Source organism: Mycobacterium sp. MYCO198283 (assembly GCF_021213805.1).
GTDB lineage: Bacteria > Actinomycetota > Actinomycetes > Mycobacteriales > Mycobacteriaceae > Mycobacterium.
The window spans coordinates 742,647-759,247 of record NZ_JAJQJI010000001.1 but is presented as its reverse complement, the minus strand read 5'-3'; the positions used below and the strand labels follow the sequence as shown (position 1 = coordinate 759,247).

Below are 16,601 nucleotides of genomic sequence, written 5' to 3'. Positions count from 1 at the left end.
CGCGCCACTGTTCACAGTCAGACCTGGCCTCGTCCCGCCTCACCCATCGGGACGCGACATCCCGGAAAGGACCAGACATGGCCGAAACCCAAGCCCTCGCGCGTCCGCTCGACCTGTCTGCGGCGCGCGCGGCGCTGTGGCTCGCCGGCACCGCGTTCCTCGCGCTGCTGACGCTGTACTTCGTCGGCCTGGACCAGGGTGCGACGTCGGTGTTCGGCAGCAACACCTACATCCACGAGTTCGTCCATGACGCGCGGCACCTGCTCGGCTTCCCCTGCCACTAGGCGGGTCGGCCGATCATGGAAAAGCGGATCATCGCGCGCGGCCTCGTCGCCGGCGCGGTCGCCGGGGTGCTCGCCTTTTGCTTCGCCCGCATCTTCGTCGAGCCCGTGATCGAGCGTGCCATCGCCTACGAGGACGGCGTCACCGCGGCCCACGAGGCCGAGCACGGCGGCCACGAGCACGGTGTCGAGTTGTTCACCCGCGGCGTGCAGTCCACCGTGGGGCTCGGTTTCGGCCTGCTGCTGTTCAGCCTCGCGATGGGTGCACTGTTCGCCGTGGCGTTCGCGGTGCTCTACGGCCGCCTCGGCGGGCTGGGCGCGCGGGGTCTGTCGGTGGTGCTCGCCGCGGGCGCCTTCGTCTCGGTTTACTTGGTGCCGTTCCTCAAGTATCCGCCGAACCCGCCGGCGGTCAGCCTGGACGAGACGCTGCGACAGCGGACCCTGCTCTACGTGCTGCTGACGGTGCTCTCGGTGGCGCTGGCGGTCGGCGCGCTGTGGCTCGGTCGGCGGCTGGCGCCGCGGCTCGGCGCGTGGAACGCCACGCTGGCCGGGCTCGGCGCCTACACGGCGGTGATCGCCGCGCTGCTGCTGGTGCTGCCGACCGTCGACGAGACGCCCGGACCGCTGCGCGACGAGCGCGGAACCATCGTGTTCGACGGTTTCCCCGCCGACGATCTCTACGATTTCCGACTGTATTCGCTGGGCACGCAGGTCGTGCTGTGGACCGCGATCGGCCTGGTGTTCGCGGCGCTGTCGGCCCGGCTCCTCGGCGAGCATGCCTCGCGGCGGGCCCAGACCGTCGACGCCTGACGGGGTCGCCCGGCTGACGCTGGTGTCGCACGGCATGACCGACGCCACCGCTGCCGGCCGGTTCCCCGTCGACGAGCCCCTCACCGCCGCCGGCCGACGCCGGGCGGCGGAATTGGAGGTCGGGCGCTTCGAGCTGGCGCTCGCGGCGCCGGAGCGGCGGGCGGTGCAGACCGCGCAGGTGCTGGGGTTGTCGCCGGCGGTGGAGCCGCGGCTGGCCGATCTCGACGCCGGGCGGTGGCGGGGCCTGGCGCTCGAGCGCGTGCCGCCCGGCGACCTGGCGGTGTGGCTCACCGATCCGGGCGGCGCGCCGCACGGCGGCGAGTCGGTGCTCGACGTGATCGAGCGGGTGCGGTGCTGGCTCGACGCGGTCGCCGGCGAAGGGGCGCGGGTGGTGGCGGTGACGCATCCGGCGGTCGTCCGCGCGGCCGTGCTCGTCGCGCTCGACGCGCCGCCGGCGTCCTTCTGGCGCATCGACGTCGCCCCCGCCACCCGCACGCTGCTGCACCGCCGAGCCCGCGGCTGGACCCTGCGCTTCACCGGCTGAGCCGCGCCGGCCTGCTATCTCGGGGTGATGAGGGCGAAGGCCTGGGTGATGATGGACATCAGCCACCCACCGGCGCTCGGCCCGTGATAGCGGGGCCAGTTCAGCTGGAAGCTCACGACGTACGGCTGGCCGGTGCGGTCCTCGACGTACCAGCTGAAGGTCAGGTCCCCGGGCAGGTTGCCGGCCTTGGCGCCGATGTAGGGCCAGGCCGCGCGGTCGAGGTCGATGCCCGGGACCGCGGACATGATGTCGCGCACCGGCGCCGCCTTGCCCACCGCCGAGCGCTGCAGCGCGGCGTGCAGCCGGCAGATGTCCTCGGGGCTGCCGTACCACTCCGCGCCGATTGTGGACGCCGGGGTGGTCGTGCGCTCCGGGTCCGGCCGGTAGGGGCGGGAGTCGGTTTCGCGCAGCAGGGCGACCCGGCCGGCGTGGTCGGCGGCCTTCCACCGCTCCCGCACGTCGGGCGTGCCCCAGCCGACCGAGAAGATCTCGTGCATCGTCGGGAACGGCGTCATGCTCGCCGGGTCGTGGTGGCCCGCCGCCACCAGCGCGCGCTCGACCGCACCCGGACCCAGCCGCGCGATCAGCAGGTCGGTCGCCATGTTGTCGCTGGTCGAGATCATCTTCTCGGCGGCGGTACGGACGCTGATCTTGGTGCCGGGGGCGAGCTTGTCGAAGCCCGACGAGCCGAGTGCCTTTGCTTCGGCGGTGATCGTGAGCTGGTCGGTCCACCGCAGCGTGCCGTGGGTGACGGCGTCGGCGACGGCGAGCAACACATACATCTTGAAGATCGACGCCAGCGGCAGCGACAGCGACGTGTTGGTGCCGGCGACCCGCTCGCAGCGGCCGTCGTCGACCTTGGCCACCTGGTAGGCGTAGCGGGCGCCGGTCTCGCGCAGCGTCGCGTCGACGTCCTCCCACGACCGCACGACCGGGCGCTCGAGTGTGGGCTGGAAGCGGCGCACCATGCGGTCGCCGTCGAGTGCGATGGTGATGACCTGGTGGCCGCCGAACGACGTCCGCAGGTGCAGCGTGGCGGTCCCGGCGCCGACGTCGACGCTGGAGACGGTGTACGGGCGGTCCCACCACAGGCCGTCCATCAACCTGCTGATCGGCTGGACCATGTCCGGCGCGGCCAGCGTCTTGACCCCGTTCTCCCCGATCGGCCAATCGGAGTTGAGCATGTCGACGATCTGCTTGGCGCGCAGCCCCTGCGGAGTGTTGGTGCTGATCGGCGCGCTGGTGGTGGGCGCCAGGGAGGCGGCGGGCGCTTCGCAGCCGGTGAGGGCGACGGCGACGGCGAGCAGCGCCGCGACACCCGGCCGGGGCCGTCGCCGCCTACGACGCGGAAGTGGTCCCGGCAACGTCGAGTACGACCTCGAACTCCAGCAGCGACGCACCGGTGGCCACCGGGTTCGCGCGCTCCCCGGCGTGCGCGGCGATCGCCGGACCCTGCGCCCACGCCTGGAACGCCTCCTCCGACTCCCACTGCGTGACGACGAAGTAGCGGTTCTCGCCCTTCACCGGGCGCAGCAACTGGAAGCCGAGGAAGCCGGGCTGGTTGTCCACGGCGTGCGCGCGGTGGGCGAACCGCTTCTCCAGCTCCGGGCCCGCGTCGGGCGGTACCTCGATTGCGTTGATCTTCACCACGGGGCTCGACATGGCCTTCAGGCTACCGCGACGGCGGCCCGACACCTCCCGGCTGCGGGTGCGCGCAGGGCAAGATGGCTGCCGTGGCCGGTTCACTGCTGACGCCCCGCGGCGGGGCCGGCGTGCCGATCGTCTTGGTGCACGGACTGATGGGGCGGGGCAGCACCTGGTCCCGGCAGCTGCCGTGGCTGACGGCGCTGGGTGCGGTGTTCACCTACGACGCGCCGTGGCACCGCGGCCGCGACGTCGCCGACGACCGGCCGGTGACCACCGAGTCGTTCGTCGCCGACCTCGCCGACGCGGTGGCCGAGGTCGGGGAGCCCGCCGTGCTGGTCGGCCATTCGATGGGCGGTCTGCACGCGTGGTGCCTGGCCGCCGAGGCGCCGGAACTGGTGCGGGCGCTGGTGGTGGAGGACATGGCGCCGGACTTCCGGGGCCGCACCACCGGGCCGTGGGAGCCGTGGCTCGAAGCGCTGCCGGAGGAGTTCCGCACGGCACAGGCGGTGTTCGACGTGTTCGGGCCGGTCGCCGGCCGGTACTTCCTGGCGGCCTTCGACCGCACGCCCACCGGGTGGCGATTGCACGGCCACGTCAGCCGCTGGGTCGAGATCGCCGCCGAGTGGGGCCGCCGCGACTACTGGGAGCAGTGGGCGCGGGTGCAGGCGCCGACGTTGCTGATCGAGGCGGAGGTGTCGGTGACGCCGCCGGGCCAGCTGCGGCGCATGCACGAGCTCAGCGCTGCCAGCAGTTACCGCCTGATCGACGCCGGGCATCTGGTGCACGACGAGGCGCCCGACGCCTACCGCCGCGAGGTCACCGACTTCCTAGCGCCGTTCACCCGTCGCCCCTGACACCGGCCAGGCGGGCTGGGTCTCGAAGCGCGTGCGGATGGCGTCGAGCTCGTGGGCCAGCCGGCGCCTGTCCGGGTCGTCGAACAGCCGGCCCGTCATCGGGGCCGACACCGTGAACTGGCCGCGGTGCACGCGCAGCACACCGTCGCGGCGGGCCAGCCGGCTCAACGCGTAGGTGATGCCGAACGGGGCAACGAGAACCAGGAGCGCAACCAGGGTGTTCATGGCAGCAAGTCTTCGACGCACCGATCGGCGCCAACAGTGGCAGTAGAGACCCGCTGCGATAAAATGCTGCCATGCTGAAAACGGTGTCCGCGCTGGTGCTCGACAACCTGGCGGTCTTCGAGTTCGGGGTCATCTGCGAGGTGTTCGGCATCGACCGGTCCGCCGACGGCGTCCCGAACTTCGACTTCAGCGTGTGCGGGCCGCGAGCCGGAGCACCCATCCGCACCTCGGTCGGCGCGCAGCTGATCCCGGAATGCGACGTCAGCCACCTTCCCGGCTCGGACCTCGTCGCGGTACCGGCGATCGGCGGCCGCGACTTCCCCGAACCCGCGCTGGCGGCGCTGCGCGAGGCGGCCGCGTCGGGGTCGATCATCCTCACCGTGTGCTCGGGCGCGTTCGTCGCCGGCGCGGCCGGACTGCTCGACGGCCGGCGGTGTACGACGCACTGGATGTACACCGACGAGCTCGCGGCGCGCTATCCGACGGCCAAGGTCGACCGCGACGTGCTGTTCGTCGACGACGGCAACCTCATCACCAGCGCGGGCACGGCCGCGGGCATCGACGCCTGCCTGCACCTGGTGCGTCGGGAACTGGGCAGCGCGATCACCAACAAGATCGCCCGCCGGATGGTCGTGCCGCCGCAGCGGGACGGCGGGCAGCGCCAGTACATCGACCAGCCGATCCCGGTCCGCTGTTCGGAGGGCTTTGCGCCGCATCTCGACTGGCTGCTCGCCAACCTCGACAAGCCGCACACGGTGGCCACCTTGGCGAAACGCGCCAACATGTCCGCCCGCACGTTCGCGCGGCGCTTCGTCGAGGAGACCGGCCGCACCCCCATGCAGTGGGTGACCGACCAGCGGGTGCTCTACGCCCGGCGGCTGCTCGAGGAGACCGACCTCGACATCGACCGCATCGCCGAGCGGTCGGGCTTCGGCTCGGCGACGCTGCTGCGCCACCACTTCCGCCGCATCATCGGCGTCACCCCGTCGGACTACCGGCGCAGCTTCGCCTGCGGCTCGGTGGCCTGAGGTTCGCCTTCGCCGCACAGCGCGAAGCGGCCGTCGGGGGTCTGCTCGACGAGCCCGTCGACCAGCAGTGAGTCGAGCGCGCGGTCGCGTTGCGCGGGGTCGGTGAGCCAGACGACGTCGAGGCGCTCACGCGGCACCGGAACGTCGCTGATGCGCAGCACCTCCAGCAGCCGGCCGCGGACCTGGCGGTCGGTGCCCGCATAGCGCTGGGGCCGCCGCGCCGGGGTGTCGGCGGCGGGACGGCCGGCGGCACGCCAGGCGCAGCTGCGCAGCAGCGGGCACCCGCCGCAGCGCGGCGACCGCGCGGTGCACACCACCGCGCCCAACTCCATCAGCGCGGCCGAAAACCGTTGCGCGACATCGGGTTCGGGTAGTAAGGCGGCCGCGTCGACGAGGTCGCGCGCGCTCGCCGGACTGTCGGCGCGACCATGCACCGCCCGCGCGATCACCCGTCGCACGTTGGTGTCCACCACCGGCACCGGCTGCCGGTAGGCGAAGCACGCGACGGCGCGGGCGGTGTAGGCGCCGACGCCCGGGAGCGTCAGCAGGGTCTCGACGTCGGTGGGCACCACGTCGCCGTGCTCGCGGGCGATCACCGTGGCGCACTCGTGCAGCCGCTTGGCCCGGCGCGGATAGCCCAGCCGCCCCCAGGCGCGCAGCACGTCGGCGGCGCCGGCGGCGGCGGTCGCCGACGGGGTGGGCCAGCGCGCCACCCACTCGGTCCAGATCGGCGCGACCCGGGCGACCGGCGTCTGCTGCAGCATGAACTCGCTGACCAGGATCTGCCACGCGGTCACGCCGGGCCGCCGCCACGGCAGGTCGCGCGCCTCGCGGTCGAACCAACCGATCAGGTCACCCGCGCTGATCGTCATCGCCGGCTCGGGCACAATATCGGCCATGCCCAATACGAGTCCCACGTCAGCTTGGAAGGCACTCAAGGAGGGTAACGAGCGCTTCGTTGCCGGAAAGCCCGAGCATCCCAGCCAGGGCATCGAGCACCGGGCGAGCCTGGCGTCCGGTCAGCACCCCACCGCGGTGGTGTTCGGCTGCGCCGACAGCCGGGTCGCCGCCGAGATCATCTTCGACCAGGGTCTGGGCGACATGTTCGTCGTCCGCACCGCCGGCCACGTCATCGACTCGGCGGTGCTCGGCTCGGTCGAGTTCGCCGTCACGGTCCTCGACGTGCCGCTGATCGTCGTCCTGGGCCACGACAGCTGCGGGGCGGTCAAGGCCACGCTGTCGGCGATCGATGACGGCATCGTGCCCGGCGGCTACGTCCGCGACGTGGTGGAGCGCGTGACACCGTCGATCCTCGGCGGGCGCCGCGACGGCCTGAGCCGGGTCGACGAATTCGAGGCACGGCACGTCTCGGAGACCGCGGCGCAACTCGCCGAACGGTCCGCCGCGATCGCCGACGGGGTCGCCGCGGGCACGCTGGCGATCGTCGGGGCGACCTACCACCTGGCCGACGGCCGGGTGACGCGCCGCGACGTCGTCGGCGACGTCGGCGAGTCCTGACCGGAGGCGACACGCCGGGCGCGGTCGGCCGTTCGGCGGTGAGCTGGCCTTACCGTTTAATTCGTGCTGGATCTGGAACCGCAAGGCCCGCTGCCGCCGGAAATCTACCGACGGCGTCGCGCGCTGGCCATCGGCGTCGCCGCGGTCGTGGTGATCGCCGTCGTGGTGATCGTCATCGGTTTCGCGGCCAGCGGTTCCGGCGGCGACACCACGAACACCGCCGACACGGCGACCCCGTCGTCGTCCTCCGGGCCCCCGCCGCAGGCCGAGGTCAAATCGCCGGTCCTGCCGCCGCCCGCCGAACTGCCGCCGCCGTCGCCCACCCCGACCGCCGCGGTGACGCCACCGCCGGTCCTGAACCCCGGTGATGACTGCCCCGACTCGACGCTGGCCGTCAAGGGCCTGACCAGCAAACCGCAGTACACCGTCGGTGACCAGCCGAAGTTCACGATGGTCGTCACCAACATCGGGCTGGTGGCCTGTAAGCGCGATGTCGGCGCGGCGGTCCTGGCGGCCTACGTCTACTCGCTGGACAACAAGCGGCTGTGGTCGAACCTCGACTGTGCGCCGTCCAACGAGACGCTGGTCCGCACCTTCAACCCGGGCGAGCAGGTGACCACCGAGGTCACCTGGACCGGCATGGGTTCGGCGCCCGAGTGCCCGCTGCCGCGGCAGCCGATCGGCGCCGGCACCTACAACCTGGTGGTGCAGCTGGGCAACCTGCGCTCGTCGGCGGTGCCGTTCGTCATGGCCGACCCGGCGCCGGCCGCCGAACAGCCCGCCCCGGCCCAGGCCGGCCCGCCCGCCGAGCCGGCACCCGCGCAGGGCAACTAGCGGCGGTCAGCGGATCCGGTCGGCGATGGTCGACTCGGCGAGCTGCGACAGGCCCTCCCGGATGTGGCGGGCCCACATCGCGCCGATGCCGTCCACCGACTGCAGGTCGGCGGCGCTGGCCGCGAGCAGTCCCTGCAGCGACCCGAACGATTTCACCAGCAGGTCGACGTGGGCGAACTGCAGGCGCGGGATACCGGCCATCGCGCGGTAGCCGCGGGAGCTGACGGCGGAGTCCTGCGCCTCGGCGGTCGACGGATAGCCGAAGACCCGCGACAGCGTGGTGAGGTCCAGCAGGTCGGTGTCCGAGAGCTGGTCGAGCTGTTCGAGCGTGCTGGCGACGAGCTCGGAGTCCGGGGCGTCGGGATGGGCGTGGTAGTCGCGGACGATCAGCTCGCGGGCGGTGTCGTTGCCCGTCACCAGCTCCTCGAGCTGCAGCCGCAGCTGGCGGCCGTCGGTGCCGAGCTCGACGACGTGCTCCTCGATCTCCAGGCTGATGCGGTGCACCATCTCCAGCCGCTGCACCACCGTCATGACGTCGCGCAGCGTCACGAAGTCCTCGATCTCGGCCGCCGACAGCTGGCGGCTGACCTCGTCGAGCCGGCTCTTGTACCGTTCCAGCGTGGCGACCGCCTGGTTGGCGCGGCTCAGGATGGTCGCCGAGTCCGCGACGACGTGGCGCTCCCCGGCGACGTAGACGGTCACGATGCTCATCGAGTGGCTCACCGACACCACCGGATAGCCCGTCTGGATGGCGGTGCGTTCCGCCGAGCGGTGCCGGGTGCCGGATTCGTCGGTGGGGATCGACGGGTCGGGCACCAGCTGCACGTTGGCCCGCACGATCCGCGAGCCGTCGGTGGACAGCACCAGCGCGCCGTCCATCTTCGCCAGCTCCCGCAGCCGGGTGGGCGCGAACCGCACGTCGAGCGAGAAGCCGCCGTCGCAGATGGCCTCGACGCGCTCGTCGTAGCCCAGGACGATCAGCGCGCCGGTGCGGCCGCGCAGGATGCGTTCGAGGCCGTCGCGCAGCGCGGTCCCCGGCGCCAGCCGCAGGAGCGTGTCCCGCAGCGCGGGGTGCACGCGCGGTGCGCTGTCGCGATCGGGGGATGTCATGGTCCCTCCTTCACCGCGAACGGCCGGGCCGTGAGCTCCTGCAGCAGGGCCAGCGCGCCGTTCAGCGTCTTCGACGGCATGACACTCATGCCGTCCGGCACCGATTTCACACCGTGCGGGATCAGCGCGGTGGTGAAACCCAACCGGGCCGCTTCCGCCAGCCGCCGCTCCATGCCGCTCACCCGCCGCAGATCACCCGCCAAGCCGACCTCGCCGATCACCACGGTCGTGGAGAGCAGCGGACGGTCCTGGTAGGCCGAGGCCATCGCGATCGCCACGGCGAGGTCCGACGAGGAGTCGGTGAGCCGCATGCCGCCCACCGTGGACAGGTAGATGTCACACGACGTCAGCGATCCCATGCCGGCCCGTTTGGCGAGCACCGCGCTGATCATCGCGGCGCGGGAGTGGTCGATGCCGCTGACCGCCCGGCGCGGCGTGCCGTGCTCGCTGCGCAGCAGCAACGCCTGCACCTCGCCGATGAGCGGCCGCTTGCCGTCGAGCGCGACCGTGACGGCGGTGCCGGCGACGGGCTCGGGGCGCTGGTCGAGGAACAGCCCGCTCGGGTCGGCCACGCACTCGATGCCCTGCTCGTGCAGCAGGAAGCAGCCCACCTCGTCGGCGGCCCCGAACCGGTTCTTCAGCCCGCGGACCATGCGCAGCGCCGACTGGCGGTCGCCCTCGAAGTGCAGCACCACGTCGACCAGATGCTCCAGCGAGCGGGGGCCGGCGACCGCGCCGTCCTTGGTGACGTGGCCGACGAGCACCACCGCCACGCCGGCGGTTTTCGCGAAGGACGTCAGCGCGGTGGTGACCGCGCGGACCTGGGTGACGCCGCCGGTGACGCCGTCGACGTCGGTGGTGGACATGGTCTGCACGGAGTCGACGATCACCAGCGTGGGCTTGACGGCCTCGATGTGCGCGAGCGCGGTGTGCAGATCGGATTCGGCGGCCAGGTACACCTCGTCGTGGCTGCACCCGGTGCGCGCCGCCCGCAGCCGGATCTGGCCGGCCGATTCCTCGCCGGAGAGGTACAGCACGCGCTTGCCGGCCAGCGCCCACCGGTGCGCGACCTCGAGCAGCAGCGTCGACTTGCCGACGCCCGGGTCGCCGGCGAGCAGGGTCACCGATCCGGGCACGACGCCGCCGCCGAGCACCCGGTCGAGTTCGCTGACGCCGGTGGGGAAGTGGCTGGTCTCGCCCGGATCGATGGAGCTGATGGGCACGGCCGCCGAGCGTGGCACCACGGTCCGCTGCGCGCTACCGCCCAGCGCGGCGAGCACGGGAACCTCGTCGACCGTGCCCCAGGTGCCGCAGTCCGGACAGCGACCCACCCATTTGGCCATGACGTGGCTGCACTCCGAACACCGGTACTGCGTGCGTGTCTTGGCCACGCCGGAACGGTAACCGGCGGGTCCGACACCCGCTACCGAGCAGGGCCGCTAGCGGCGCCGCGCCAGGGTCAGTGCGCGCCTTCGACGGTGTGGCCGTCGTCGGAGTCCGGGCCCTGCCGCTCCGCCTCGTAACCGGCCGAGACCGGGACCTCGACCTCGACCGGGCCGGCCTCCCGGAAGGTGAACGTGAACGGGTACAGCAGGCCGTTGCTCACCTCGCGCTTGAGCGTCACCGTCGCGTCGCCCGCGCGCCGGAAGCCGGCCCCCTCGTTCTTCGGCACCGCCAGCTGCTCGGGCGCGCCGACCACGAGCAGCCCGTTGGCCGGGATGTCGCGCTCACCGGTGAGCGTCACGTCGCCGTACTCCGAGGTGACGCTGAGCAGTTCGTCGGCCCGTACGCCGGAGTCGTTGATCACCGCGAAGCGCAGGTCGACGCGCTGCGGCGGCCGTAGCGCGTCGCCGCGCTGCTGGCCTTGCAGATAGACGTCACGCAGCCGCAGCTCGCCGACGCTCGCGCCGGTGCCGTTGACGGCCGGCTTCTGATCGGCGCTCTGCGAGATCTGGCCGGCGCCGCAACCCGCGAGCAACGCGGCCGTCAGCACGGTAGCCAGCCCGCCGGCGACGGTGCGGGATCTCGGGGCTCGGGTCTGCAAGCGGTTCACGGAGTTACTCCTGCTTCACGGGCGCGATCGGCGGGACGCCAGGGCCGCCATGACTCGACTATGCACAGTAGTAGGTCGGCTGTGCGGGCGGCACTCCAGGGCCGCCCGGGCCCGCCGGGCGAAGCGGTCGGAGGCCGTCGCGAATGATGATGGGTAAGCACGTTCTCGACGGGCTGTCAACCCCCAGTTAGCACCCGTCACGCCCCTGACCTGCAACGTTGAACCGCCCTGTCGGTGGCCCCGTGTTAGTATGGATTGGCGAAAGGGGTCCGAATCTGATGATTTTCAAGGTCGGAGACACCGTTGTATATCCACATCACGGTGCTGCGTTGATCGAAGCGATTGAAACCCGAACCATCAAGGGCGAGCCGCGGGAATACCTCGTCCTGAAGGTTGCCCAAGGCGATCTGACGGTCCGGGTGCCCGCCGACAACGCCGAGTATGTGGGTGTCCGGGACGTCGTCGGCCAGGAAGGTCTCGACAAGGTGTTCCAGGTGCTGCGGGCGCCGCACACCGAGGAGCCCACCAACTGGTCCCGCCGTTACAAGGCCAACCTGGAGAAGCTCGCCTCGGGCGACGTGAACAAGGTGGCCGAGGTGGTGCGCGACCTGTGGCGTCGCGATCAGGAGCGCGGCCTGTCCGCCGGTGAGAAGCGCATGCTCGCGAAGGCCCGGCAGATCCTGGTCGGCGAACTGGCGCTCGCCGAGAACACCGACGACGCGAAGGCCGCCATCATTCTCGACGAGGCGCTGGCCGCCGCGTCCTGACGGCCATGCGCACGGTTGCGATCGTGCCCGCCGCCGGATCGGGGGTCCGGCTGCGGGCCGGTCGCCCGAAGGCATTCGTCATGCTCGCGGGGAGATTGCTCGTCGAACGGGCCATCGCAGGGCTTCGTGACACCGGCGTCGTGGACGACGTCGTGGTCGTGGTGCCGGCCGACCGCACCGACGAAGCGAAGCTGATCCTCGGCGGCCACGCCACCGTGGTGGCGGGCGGCTCCGATCGCACCGCATCGGTGCGGGCCGGCCTGGCCGCCGCGGCCGACGCCGATTACGTGCTGGTGCACGACGCGGCGCGGGCGTTGACGCCGCCCGCCCTCATCACCCGCGTCGTCGAACTGCTGCACCGCGGCCAACCGGCGGTCATCCCGGCGCTGCCGCTCGCGGACACCGTCAAGGCCGTCGACGGCAACGGCATCGTCCTCGGCACGCCCGAGCGCGACGGGTTGCGCGCCGTGCAGACGCCGCAGGGGTTTGCCGCCGACGTATTGCGCCGCGCCTACGAGCGCGCCGGCGACGCCACGTTCACCGATGACGCCGCCGCGGTGGAGGCGCTCGGCGTGCCGGTACAGGTGGTGCAGGGCGATCCGCTGGCCTTCAAGATCACCACCCCCCTGGACCTGCAGCTCGCGCAGACGCTGCTGGCGGCGGCCGGATGACGGCACTGCCGCGCGTCGGGCTGGCGACCGACGTGCATCCGGTGGAGCCGGGGCGGCCGTGCCGGCTGCTGGGGCTGCACTTCGACGACGCCGACGGCTGCGCGGGCCACAGCGACGGTGACGTCGCGGCCCATGCGCTGTGCGACGCGTTGCTGTCCGCCGCCGGGCTCGGCGACATCGGCCTGGTCTTCGGCGTGGGCGAGCCGCGCTGGGCCGGGGTGACGGGCGCCGACATGCTGATTCACGTCCGTGAGCTGGTGGCCGGCGCCGGGTTCCGCATCGGCAACGCCGCGGTGCAGGTGATCGGCAATCGGCCCAAGGTCGGGCCCCGGCGCGAGGAGGCGCAGCAATTGCTGTCCGGTCTGCTCGGGGCGCCGGTGTCGGTGTCGGCGACCACCACCGACGGGCTGGGCCTGACGGGCCGCGGGGAGGGCCTGGCGGCGATCGCCACCGCGCTGGTGGTGGAGGCCGATTAGGCCGGTAAACTGGCCTCCCGTGAGCGGAGCGAATGGTCCGGGCTCCGTGATTCAAGCGAGTGAGCTGCGGCTGCACGACACCATGACCGGTGCCGTGCGGCCGTTCGTGCCGCTGCGCGCCGGCCACGCGTCCATCTATCTCTGCGGTGCCACGGTGCAGGGGCTGCCGCACATCGGTCACGTCCGCAGCGGCGTGGCGTTCGACGTGCTGCGCCGCTGGCTGACGGCCAAGGGCTACGACGTCGCGTTCATCCGCAACGTCACCGACATCGACGACAAGATCCTGAACAAGGCCGCCGACGCCGGTCGGCCCTGGTGGGAGTGGGCGGCCACGTTCGAGCGGGCGTTCTCGGCCGCCTACGACGCGCTCGGTGTGCTGCCGCCGTCCGCCGAACCGCGTGCCACCGGGCACATCACCCAGATGGTCGAGCTGATCGAGCGGCTGCTCGAGCGCGGCCACGCCTATCGCGCCGACGCCGCCGGGGACGGTGACGTCTACTTCGACGTGTTGAGCCTCCCCGACTACGGCAAGCTGTCGGGTCACCGCATCGACGACGTGCACCAGGGGGAGGGCGTCACCCAGGGCAAGCGCGACCAGCGCGACTTCACGCTCTGGAAGGCCGCCAAGCCCGGCGAACCGTCCTGGCCGACGCCGTGGGGCCGCGGCAGGCCCGGCTGGCACACCGAGTGCGTCGCCATGTGCGAGACCTATCTGGGCGCCGAGTTCGACATCCACGCCGGCGGTATGGATCTGGTGTTCCCGCACCACGAGAACGAGATCGCCCAGGCCGAGGCCGCCGGCGACGCCTTCGCGCGCTTCTGGCTGCACAACGGCTGGGTCACCATGGGCGGCGAGAAGATGAGCAAGTCGCTGGGCAATGTGCTCGCGATTCCCGCTGTACTGCAACGGGTCCGGGCCGCCGAGCTGCGTTACTACCTGGGAAGCGCGCACTACCGGTCGATGCTCGAGTTCTCCGAAACCGCGCTGGCCGACGCGGCGAAGGCCTACGCCGGTGTCGAGGATTTTCTGCACCGGGTGCGTATCCGGGTGGGCACGGTGGTGCCGGGCCAGTGGACGCCGAGGTTCGCGGCCGCCCTCGACGACGATCTCGCGGTGCCGATCGCGCTCGCCGAGGTGCACGCCGCCCGCGCCGAGGGCAACCGGGCGCTCGATGCCGGCGACCACGACGCCGCGCTGCGGCAGGCGAGTTCGATCCGGGCGATGATGGGCATCCTGGGCTGCGATCCGCTCGATGACCGCTGGATCGCGCGCGACGAGACGTCTGCTGCGCTGGCCGCGGTCGACGAGCTGGTGCAGTGGGCTTTGGCTCACCGGGAGCAGGCTCGGCAGCGGCGCGATTGGGCGCAAGCCGACGAGATCCGTGACCGGCTGAAGCGGGCGGGCATCGACGTCACCGACACCGCCGACGGGCCGCAGTGGTCGTTGCTGAGCGGGGACGCGAAGTGAGTCCAGGGCGAGCGAAGCGACGGGGTGTTGTAGCGGGGCGAGCGAAGCGACGGGGATTTGTAGCGGGGCGAGCGAAGCGACGGGACGTCTAGTGGCCGGCAACTCGAGGCGGCGTGGGGCGATCCGCAAGGCCGGTACCAAGAAGGGCCCGACGGTCGGGTCCGGCGGTGTGCGGCGGCGCGGGCTGGAGGGCCGCGGCGCCACGCCGCCGGCGCATCTGCGTCCGAACCATCCGGCGGCCAGGCGGGCGGCCAAGGCGGCCAAGACCGCGCAGCAGCGCCGCCAGGGCCGCAAGACCGACGAGACGGAGATCGTGCTGGGCCGCAACCCGGTGGTGGAGTGCCTGCGGGCCGGCGTGCCGGCGACCGCGCTGTACGTGGCGTTGGGCGCCGACGCCGACGAGCGGCTCACCGAGTCGGTTCAGTTGGCGGCCGACACCGGTATCAGCATCTTGGAGGTGCCGCGCAGCGATCTCGACAGGTTGAGCAGCAACGGTCTGCACCAGGGGATTGCGCTGCAGGTGCCGCCCTACGACTACGCCCACCCCGATGACCTGCTCGCCGTGGCCCGCGGGCAGGGCGAACCGGCGCTCGTGGTGGCGTTGGACAACATCTCGGATCCCCGCAACCTGGGGGCGATCGTGCGGTCGACGGCGGCGTTCGGTGGGCACGGCGTGCTCATCCCGCAGCGCCGGTCGGCGTCGGTGACCGCGGTCGCCTGGCGGACCAGCGCCGGTGCGGCAGCGCGGTTGCCGGTAGCGCGCGCCACCAACCTGAACCGCACGCTCGCCGACTACGCCGATGCGGGGCTGCGGGTGGTGGGACTGGACGCGGACGGCGACACCGCGCTCGACGATCTCGACGGCACCGAGCCGCTGGTGGTGGTCGTCGGGTCGGAGGGCAAGGGGCTTTCGCGGCTGGTGCGGGAGCACTGCGACGCCGTGGTGTCCATCCCGATCGCCCGCACGGTCGATTCACTGAACGCGTCGGTGGCGGCGGGTGTGGTGCTCGCCGAGATCGCCCGGCAGCGGCGGCAGTAGCCGGCTGTGGCGCATCGCCCGGCTGTCGCTGCTAGGTCCCGAACGCCCGCACACCGAGCCACAGCGCGATGACGGCGGCGGCCACCGTGGCCGGCACGGTCCGCAGCCCGATGCCGGTGAACTCGCCGCCGGAGGCTTCGATGCCGTCGCGGCGCAGCACTCGCCGCCACAGCAGGTTGGCCAACGATCCGGCATAGCTGAGGTTCGATCCGACGTTGACGCCGATCAGCACCGCGAGCACGGCGGCGGGTCCGGCGGGCGCCACGAGCGGCGCGAGCACCAGCACGGCGGGCAGGTTGTTGACGACGTTGGCGAGCACGGCGCCGATCCCGGCCAGCGCCAGCAGGGTCGCCAGGCCCTGGCCTGCCGGGAGCGCTTCGCGGAGCAGGTCGGACAGCCCGAGCCGCATGGTGGCGTCCACCACCACGCCGAGCCCCACCACGAACGCCAAGAACGGCACGTGCAGCGCGGCGGCCAGGCCGCTGACGGTGCTGCGCCGCCGCGCCAACCCGTGTGCGGCGAGCAGCAGCGCGCCCGCGAACGCCGCCCACACCGGCTCGTAGCCGAACAGCGACGTCACCGCGAACGCCGCCAGCGTCAGCGCCAGCACGACGACGACGAAGACGGGTATGCGCGGGGGTGGCGGCACGGCGGCGGCGGCCGGCGCGGCGTCCAGTTCGGTAGCGAACGTCCGTCGCAGCACCAGGTATTCGACGGCGATGGCGGCGAGCCACGGCAGCCCCATGAGCAGCGCGAACCGGCTGAAGGACAGGCCGGTGGCCGAAAATGCCAGCAGGTTCGTCAGATTGGACACCGGCAGCAGCAGCGACGCGGTGTTGGCGAGGTGGGCGCCGGCGTAGACGTGGGGTCGGGGGCGGGTGCCGAGCGCGCGGGCCGTCGCGAGGATCACCGGTGTCAGGAGCACCACCGTGGCGTCGAGGCTTAGGATCGCGGTGGTGCCGGCGGCGAACAGGAAGACCTGGCGCAGCAGCACGGCCGGCCGGCCGCGCCCGGCGCGTGCCATGGCGGCACCCGCCGCGCGGAACAGCCCTTCGTCGTCGCAGACGGCGGCCAGCACCAGGATGGCGGCCAGGAACCCGACGACGGGGGCCAGCCGGACGATTTCGGCGGTGGCGGCGTGGCTGTCGGTGGCGCCGACGGCGACGAGGAGCAGCGCACCGGGCACCGCCACCACGGCTTCGGGTAGCCCGCGCGGGCGGATCACCGCGAACATCAGCACGGCGGCCAGCACCGCCACCGACAGCAGCAGCAATGC

Annotated in this window: 20 protein-coding genes; 12 read left to right on the top strand and 8 right to left on the bottom strand. The window is 72.3% G+C overall.

What is annotated here, in order from left to right; genetic code table 11:
* Positions 1 to 77: 77 nt before the first annotated feature.
* From LV457_RS03960 to LV457_RS03950, 3 genes are read left to right on the top strand one after another with little or no spacing between them, the layout of a single operon-like run.
* The gene (locus LV457_RS03960; RefSeq protein WP_232169124.1) at positions 78 to 284 is read left to right on the top strand and encodes a CbtB-domain containing protein; all 207 of its coding nucleotides are present in this window, start codon (positions 78 to 80) and stop codon (positions 282 to 284) included.
* Positions 285 to 299: 15 nt separating this feature from the next.
* Complete coding sequence (locus LV457_RS03955; protein ID WP_232169123.1) at positions 300 to 1,091, top strand: CbtA family protein; 792 nt, start codon at positions 300 to 302, stop codon at positions 1,089 to 1,091.
* Positions 1,057 to 1,635, top strand: a complete 579-nt coding sequence (locus LV457_RS03950) for a histidine phosphatase family protein (protein ID WP_255701591.1) — start codon at positions 1,057 to 1,059, stop codon at positions 1,633 to 1,635. Before LV457_RS03955 ends, LV457_RS03950 begins: the two co-directional genes overlap by 35 nt.
* A gap of 14 nt (positions 1,636 to 1,649) precedes the next feature.
* Here LV457_RS03950 and LV457_RS03945 read toward each other — a convergent pair whose 3' ends face one another.
* Both LV457_RS03945 and mhuD read right to left on the bottom strand, forming a co-directional pair.
* The gene (locus tag LV457_RS03945; RefSeq protein WP_232169121.1) at positions 1,650 to 2,999 is read right to left on the bottom strand and encodes a serine hydrolase; all 1,350 of its coding nucleotides are present in this window, start codon (positions 2,997 to 2,999) and stop codon (positions 1,650 to 1,652) included.
* Complete coding sequence (gene mhuD, locus LV457_RS03940; RefSeq protein WP_232169120.1) at positions 2,974 to 3,297, bottom strand: mycobilin-forming heme oxygenase MhuD; 324 nt, start codon at positions 3,295 to 3,297, stop codon at positions 2,974 to 2,976. The genes LV457_RS03945 and mhuD overlap by 26 nt, the downstream gene beginning before the upstream one ends.
* Before the next feature lie 62 nt (positions 3,298 to 3,359).
* Here mhuD and LV457_RS03935 point away from each other — a divergent pair, with 62 nt between their 5' ends.
* Positions 3,360 to 4,136 carry an alpha/beta fold hydrolase gene (locus LV457_RS03935; RefSeq protein ID WP_374198710.1) on the top strand — a complete coding sequence of 259 codons (777 nt, stop codon included), beginning with the start codon at positions 3,360 to 3,362 and terminating at the stop codon, positions 4,134 to 4,136.
* Here LV457_RS03935 and LV457_RS03930 read toward each other — a convergent pair.
* On the bottom strand, positions 4,110 to 4,361 hold the full coding sequence (locus tag LV457_RS03930; RefSeq protein WP_232169118.1) for a hypothetical protein: 252 nt from the start codon (positions 4,359 to 4,361) through the stop codon (positions 4,110 to 4,112). The genes LV457_RS03935 and LV457_RS03930 overlap by 27 nt on opposite strands.
* A 71-nt stretch (positions 4,362 to 4,432) precedes the next feature.
* Here LV457_RS03930 and LV457_RS03925 point away from each other — a divergent pair, with 71 nt between their 5' ends.
* Entirely contained in the window at positions 4,433 to 5,389 is a 957-nt protein-coding gene (locus LV457_RS03925) for a helix-turn-helix domain-containing protein (protein ID WP_232169117.1), read from the top strand.
* On the opposite strand, the gene LV457_RS03920 is transcribed toward LV457_RS03925, so the two are convergent.
* On the bottom strand, positions 5,353 to 6,288 hold the full coding sequence (locus LV457_RS03920) for an A/G-specific adenine glycosylase (RefSeq protein WP_374198709.1): 936 nt from the start codon (positions 6,286 to 6,288) through the stop codon (positions 5,353 to 5,355). The two genes, LV457_RS03925 and LV457_RS03920, sit on opposite strands and share 37 nt — an antisense overlap.
* Here LV457_RS03920 and LV457_RS03915 point away from each other — a divergent pair.
* Together LV457_RS03915 and LV457_RS03910 are read left to right on the top strand one after the other, a co-directional pair.
* A complete protein-coding gene (locus LV457_RS03915) occupies positions 6,287 to 6,907 on the top strand; it encodes a carbonic anhydrase (RefSeq protein WP_232169115.1) in 621 nt (206 codons plus the stop codon). The two genes, LV457_RS03920 and LV457_RS03915, sit on opposite strands and share 2 nt — an antisense overlap.
* Positions 6,908 to 6,970: 63 nt before the next feature.
* On the top strand, positions 6,971 to 7,741 hold the full coding sequence (locus LV457_RS03910) for a hypothetical protein (protein WP_232169113.1): 771 nt from the start codon (positions 6,971 to 6,973) through the stop codon (positions 7,739 to 7,741).
* Between the two features lie 6 nt (positions 7,742 to 7,747).
* On the opposite strand, the gene disA is transcribed toward LV457_RS03910, so the two are convergent.
* From disA to LV457_RS03895, 3 genes are all read right to left on the bottom strand, one after another.
* Positions 7,748 to 8,851 carry a DNA integrity scanning diadenylate cyclase DisA gene (disA, locus tag LV457_RS03905; protein ID WP_232169112.1) on the bottom strand — a complete coding sequence of 368 codons (1,104 nt, stop codon included), beginning with the start codon at positions 8,849 to 8,851 and terminating at the stop codon, positions 7,748 to 7,750.
* Positions 8,848 to 10,242 carry a DNA repair protein RadA gene (radA, locus tag LV457_RS03900; RefSeq protein WP_232169110.1) on the bottom strand — a complete coding sequence of 465 codons (1,395 nt, stop codon included), beginning with the start codon at positions 10,240 to 10,242 and terminating at the stop codon, positions 8,848 to 8,850. The genes disA and radA overlap by 4 nt, the downstream gene beginning before the upstream one ends.
* Positions 10,243 to 10,310: 68 nt before the next feature.
* Entirely contained in the window at positions 10,311 to 10,904 is a 594-nt protein-coding gene (locus LV457_RS03895) for a hypothetical protein (RefSeq protein ID WP_232169109.1), read from the bottom strand.
* Between the two features lie 278 nt (positions 10,905 to 11,182).
* Here LV457_RS03895 and carD point away from each other — a divergent pair, with 278 nt between their 5' ends.
* The 5 genes from carD (at position 11,183) to rlmB (ending at position 15,325) form a co-directional block, all read left to right on the top strand.
* Positions 11,183 to 11,671 (top strand): CarD family transcriptional regulator, encoded by a 489-nt coding sequence (gene carD, locus LV457_RS03890; RefSeq protein ID WP_232169108.1) that lies wholly within the window; start codon positions 11,183 to 11,185, stop codon positions 11,669 to 11,671.
* 5 nt (positions 11,672 to 11,676) lie between these two features.
* The gene (gene ispD, locus LV457_RS03885; RefSeq protein WP_232169107.1) at positions 11,677 to 12,342 is read left to right on the top strand and encodes a 2-C-methyl-D-erythritol 4-phosphate cytidylyltransferase; all 666 of its coding nucleotides are present in this window, start codon (positions 11,677 to 11,679) and stop codon (positions 12,340 to 12,342) included.
* Positions 12,339 to 12,818, top strand: a complete 480-nt coding sequence (gene ispF, locus LV457_RS03880; protein WP_232169106.1) for a 2-C-methyl-D-erythritol 2,4-cyclodiphosphate synthase — start codon at positions 12,339 to 12,341, stop codon at positions 12,816 to 12,818. The genes ispD and ispF overlap by 4 nt, the downstream gene beginning before the upstream one ends.
* A 46-nt stretch (positions 12,819 to 12,864) precedes the next feature.
* A complete protein-coding gene (cysS, locus tag LV457_RS03875) occupies positions 12,865 to 14,286 on the top strand; it encodes a cysteine--tRNA ligase (RefSeq protein ID WP_232169105.1) in 1,422 nt (473 codons plus the stop codon).
* 91 nt (positions 14,287 to 14,377) lie between these two features.
* A complete protein-coding gene (gene rlmB / locus LV457_RS03870; protein ID WP_232169103.1) occupies positions 14,378 to 15,325 on the top strand; it encodes a 23S rRNA (guanosine(2251)-2'-O)-methyltransferase RlmB in 948 nt (315 codons plus the stop codon).
* A 31-nt stretch (positions 15,326 to 15,356) separates the two neighbouring features.
* On the opposite strand, the gene LV457_RS03865 is transcribed toward rlmB, so the two are convergent.
* Positions 15,357 to 16,559 carry an SLC13 family permease gene (locus LV457_RS03865; protein ID WP_374198723.1) on the bottom strand — a complete coding sequence of 401 codons (1,203 nt, stop codon included), beginning with the start codon at positions 16,557 to 16,559 and terminating at the stop codon, positions 15,357 to 15,359.
* Between the last annotated feature and the right edge of the window lie 42 nt (positions 16,560 to 16,601).

Bases quoted from the DNA above. Each gene is read 5' to 3' on its own strand.
- LV457_RS03925 (WP_232169117.1), top strand. From the start codon at position 4,433: ATGCTGAAAACGGTGTCCGCGCTGGTGCTCGACAACCTGGCGGTCTTC.
- LV457_RS03920 (WP_374198709.1), bottom strand. From the start codon at position 6,288: ATGGCCGATATTGTGCCCGAGCCGGCGATGACGATCAGCGCGGGTGAC.
- carD (WP_232169108.1), top strand. From the start codon at position 11,183: ATGATTTTCAAGGTCGGAGACACCGTTGTATATCCACATCACGGTGCT.
- LV457_RS03930 (WP_232169118.1), bottom strand. From the start codon at position 4,361: ATGAACACCCTGGTTGCGCTCCTGGTTCTCGTTGCCCCGTTCGGCATC.
- LV457_RS03935 (WP_374198710.1), top strand. From the start codon at position 3,360: ATGGCTGCCGTGGCCGGTTCACTGCTGACGCCCCGCGGCGGGGCCGGC.
- LV457_RS03955 (WP_232169123.1), top strand. From the start codon at position 300: ATGGAAAAGCGGATCATCGCGCGCGGCCTCGTCGCCGGCGCGGTCGCC.
- LV457_RS03865 (WP_374198723.1), bottom strand. From the start codon at position 16,559: ATGTTCGCGGTGATCCGCCCGCGCGGGCTACCCGAAGCCGTGGTGGCG.
- disA (WP_232169112.1), bottom strand. From the start codon at position 8,851: ATGACATCCCCCGATCGCGACAGCGCACCGCGCGTGCACCCCGCGCTG.
- ispD (WP_232169107.1), top strand. From the start codon at position 11,677: ATGCGCACGGTTGCGATCGTGCCCGCCGCCGGATCGGGGGTCCGGCTG.
- LV457_RS03960 (WP_232169124.1), top strand. From the start codon at position 78: ATGGCCGAAACCCAAGCCCTCGCGCGTCCGCTCGACCTGTCTGCGGCG.
- LV457_RS03915 (WP_232169115.1), top strand. From the start codon at position 6,287: ATGCCCAATACGAGTCCCACGTCAGCTTGGAAGGCACTCAAGGAGGGT.
- mhuD (WP_232169120.1), bottom strand. From the start codon at position 3,297: ATGTCGAGCCCCGTGGTGAAGATCAACGCAATCGAGGTACCGCCCGAC.
- ispF (WP_232169106.1), top strand. From the start codon at position 12,339: ATGACGGCACTGCCGCGCGTCGGGCTGGCGACCGACGTGCATCCGGTG.
- LV457_RS03950 (WP_255701591.1), top strand. From the start codon at position 1,057: ATGCCTCGCGGCGGGCCCAGACCGTCGACGCCTGACGGGGTCGCCCGG.